The following is a 2,822-nucleotide window of genomic DNA, read 5'->3' as shown; positions in this document are numbered from 1 at the left end:
GAAAACGTCTTGGATACTTTACACCAGAAGAGCTCTTCGACGAATTTCTCGATCAAGTGTATTCAGTTGTCAAAGTTCAAAGTGCTTAATTTTACGCTAGTGTTCAAGTTGGAATTGCAATTTATATGATAAACAATAGGGATGCGGAAAAAGAAAAGATCATGAGCGAACTGGAAGGATCCATTCAAGCTAAACGAGTAAAATTAGCGCAATTGTCAAAGGAAGTAACCGACAAACAGAAGCAGATCAAAGCGCTCAAAGATGAGTTGGTTGATCTTAACGATGAGCTATCTCTTCAGGAATTCGGACTTTACCAGCCAGTATACAAATTTGCAAATTCAGAACAATACAAAGATAGATTGTCTGTTGTAAGGCAAAAGCAAAAGCAGATGGTGAAGGAAAAACGCGCCGTTATTTTCCCTGAGAACTTCACTTTGAATAACAGCCTTTCTAAAGGCAAGGCCCTCGTTAACGACAATGTAAAACAGATTCTCAGATCCTTCAATAACGAATGCGACGTACTGATCAACAACGTCAAGTTCAACACCGTTGAAAACACACGCAAGAAGATTGAGAAATCTTTCGATCAGTTAAATAAGATGAATTCCCGTATGGAAATCCGTCTGGTTCCTGAATATTTAGAATTGAAACTTGATGAATTGAATCTTGCATACGAATACGCTTTAAAGAAACAAGAGGAAAAGGAAGCTCTTAAGGAAGAACGAGCAAGACTTCGTGAAGAAGCCAAGCTGCAAAAGGAAATCGAAGAGGCTAGAGCTGCCGCGAAAAAAGAACAGAAGCATTATGAAAACGCCCTTCGCACTCTTCTTCTCCAGCTCGATCAGGATCCAAAAAACCCTGATTTGCTGAAAAAGAAAGAAGAGCTTGAAGCACACGTAGAAAAGATTGAGGCAAATCTACGCGATATTGATTACCGTGAGGCAAACAAGAGAGCCGGATATGTTTATGTCATTTCTAACATAGGAAGTTTTGGCGAAAACGTCTATAAGATCGGCATGACCAGAAGGCTCGAGCCACTTGATCGTATAAATGAACTGGGTGACGCTTCCGTCCCATTCAATTTCGACGTCCATGCAATGATTTTCTCTGATGATGCTCCTGCATTGGAAGCTGCTCTTCACAGAGCTTTCGATGACAGGAAATTGAACATGATCAATACTCGCAGAGAATTTTTCAATGTGACACTCGATGAAATCAAAGATGTAGTCAAGAAGAACTTTGATAAGACAGTTGAGTTCAAGGCCATTCCTGACGCAGAGCAATATCGTGAAACGATGATGCTCAAGAAAAAGGCATTTGCCACTAGCTAAACATTCATGAAACAACTTCATAAGTAAAAAAGAGTCACACCTGCTGCAACAGATGTGGCTCAAGGTAATGCAATGATTGTATCCACTGCTTTGTCAGTTTATCATTGCATTGCCGTCCTTTCAAGGAGGCAAGCATGAAAATTGAAAGCTACAAGGTCCGTGGTGAGACCAAATACAGGTTTCGGGCATACATCTGCCTGGATCCTGTCACTGGTGAACCTGTCAGGGTCCAGCGCTCCGGCTTCGACTCAAAGAGGGAAGCTCAGCTCGCCGCTGCGGAGATCATCGCGAAGGCGGAACCGGCGAAGGCAAAGAACATCACTTATTGCGAGATCTACGAGCTGTGGCTGGAGTCCTACCGCCTCTCCGTCAAGGAGAGCACTCTGAGGCATACTGAACAGATCTTCCGTGATCACATCCTTCCCGCCTTCAGCTCAATGCGTGTCCAGGACATCACACCTCTCCAATGCCAGCAGTGGACCACGGCTCAGGTGAAGAAAGACCCAGCAGCCGCAGGAAGACGCTTCAATTACTTTTCCAAGGTGCTTGACTTTGCCTTCAAGCAAGGCGTCATCGACAAGAACCCTGCTCTGATGATAGACCGGCCGAAGAAGTCTAAGTCAGGCCGATCTGCAAAAGCGGGAATGAACTTCTACACTAAGGAAGAGCTTGAGCAATTCCTGCATCTGTGCGAAGAGCGTCTTCCTCTCCAGTGGTACGTCTTTTTCCGCCTCCTGGCTTATTCTGGCCTGAGACGTGGAGAGGCTATCGCCCTTAAATGGGAGGACATCGACTTCCGCAAGCGCACGATCAGGATCACGAAGACCGTCACTCACGGAGAGCAAGGAGCATACATATCCGACACTCCCAAGACGGACAAATCCAACAGGGTAATCATGCTGGACGATAAGACTCTGCAGCTGATCCACAGCTTAAAGTGCAAATCTGAGTACGTCTTCCCAAATTCCAAAGGCAGCTTCACAACTCCATCGATGGTGATCAGGATGATGCATCGGGCTGTGGATGGCACAGATCTTCGATACATCTCGCCACACGGACTGAGACATACCCACTGCAGCCTTTTGTTTTCGGCCGGGGTATCCATCCCGGAAGTGCAGGACCGCCTGGGCCACACCGACGTAAAAACCACCATAGATGTTTACAATCACGTCTATCAGTCTGACAAGGCCGAGGCACTGAATCGCTTTCTGGCATTCATGGGAGAGTAAAAAGTGTGGCATAAAGTGTGGCATAGTGGTCTAAAATGTGGCATATTTTTGACCGTTTATGACGGTCAATGAGACTAGCAAAGGCACTAAAAAAGCCGCCGATCTCAACATCTCTGTTGATCTCAGCGGCTTTTCTCATTTCATCTGGTGGAGCGTAGGGGTAATTACTTCAATTCGTGTATGCCTTGATATTACAGACTTTTATGATTTCTCTGGCATAAAGTGTGGCATACGCTCATTCTTTGGATGCTTCATCAATATA

The 2,822-nt window shown here is 45.1% G+C and carries 3 protein-coding genes; all 3 read left to right on the top strand.

The window, feature by feature from the left end; all coding sequences use genetic code 11:
• Positions 1-161: 161 nt before the first annotated feature.
• Positions 162-1,331 carry a DUF4041 domain-containing protein gene (locus tag BQ7382_RS00025; RefSeq protein ID WP_235847895.1) on the top strand — a complete coding sequence of 390 codons (1,170 nt, stop codon included), beginning with the start codon at positions 162-164 and terminating at the stop codon, positions 1,329-1,331.
• Between the two features lie 134 nt (positions 1,332-1,465).
• Positions 1,466-2,560: a tyrosine-type recombinase/integrase gene (locus BQ7382_RS00020; protein WP_077389500.1), complete on the top strand. Its 1,095-nt coding sequence runs from the start codon at positions 1,466-1,468 to the stop codon at positions 2,558-2,560.
• A 58-nt stretch (positions 2,561-2,618) separates the two neighbouring features.
• A partial coding sequence (locus tag BQ7382_RS09565; protein ID WP_205408149.1) for a hypothetical protein occupies positions 2,619-2,822 on the top strand: 204 nt, incomplete at its 3' end.

This window comes from Mobilibacterium timonense, assembly GCF_900155555.1.
GTDB lineage: Bacteria > Bacillota > Clostridia > Peptostreptococcales > Anaerovoracaceae > Allobaileyella > Allobaileyella timonense.
This window is presented reverse-complemented; position numbering and strand designations above follow the sequence as displayed.